Origin of the sequence: Stenotrophomonas maltophilia group sp. RNC7, assembly GCF_030910085.1 — a bacterium.
Lineage (GTDB): Bacteria > Pseudomonadota > Gammaproteobacteria > Xanthomonadales > Xanthomonadaceae > Stenotrophomonas > Stenotrophomonas sepilia.
The window spans coordinates 1-752 of sequence record NZ_JAVFVN010000218.1; the positions used below are offsets into that span (position 1 = coordinate 1).

Here is a 752-nt window from a genome sequence, read left to right on the forward strand (position 1 = left end):
AAAGAATTTATAAATTCTTTTTGACCAGTAATTCTATTTATGCCATATGGAATACCGCCATGATATCTACCAGAACCTGATATAAATGGGGAGAATGTTGATAAAGCTCTACGATCAATATTACGTGTTGCATCTCTTAAATGATTTTGTCCAAATGGCAATGCACTTAAATAACCTTTTTTAATTCGAGAATATGCAGTTGTTAATTTTATTGATAAAGCTGATAATGCATCTTCTAAAAACTCTGAAGACTTGTCTAAGCCATTCTTAGATGTCTCGTACAGGACCACGTGGGAACTTACGTTATACATATCATTTTCATTAAATTGAATTTCTTCCATTAAAGCATTACAGTCAGCAATTTTTGTCTGTAAGTCACTTATTTGATCAATGTTCCCTTTCTTCTGTTGCCAAGATAAATTGGACCTAAAAGTAGTTTCTTGACGTTGTAATAGACGTATGGCTTCATTCTTCTTAACCTTATGAATGTCAAAAACTACATCTATTTCTCCCATCGATAATATATTGTTTATCCAGTTTGTCTTTAATTTACGAGGGTAGCCATCACGAGGTATATACATTGGTCTAAAATATGTTTCCGTACCTAAAGATTGCTTAATCTTACCGTAATCCTCTGCCTTTATCGCAATTCCCTCTGGAGAAATTAAGTCTATATAATTGGGTACATTTTGCATAAAAGAACTTTCTTCATTTTTACGTACTTTTTCAAATTCTTTCTGTTCCTCTATGCG

General features: G+C 32.6%; 1 protein-coding gene. It reads right to left on the reverse strand.

The genetic code is table 11. From position 1 onward, the window contains the following. A partial coding sequence (locus RCF13_RS02930; protein WP_308140837.1) for a hypothetical protein occupies positions 1-752 on the reverse strand: 752 nt, incomplete at both ends.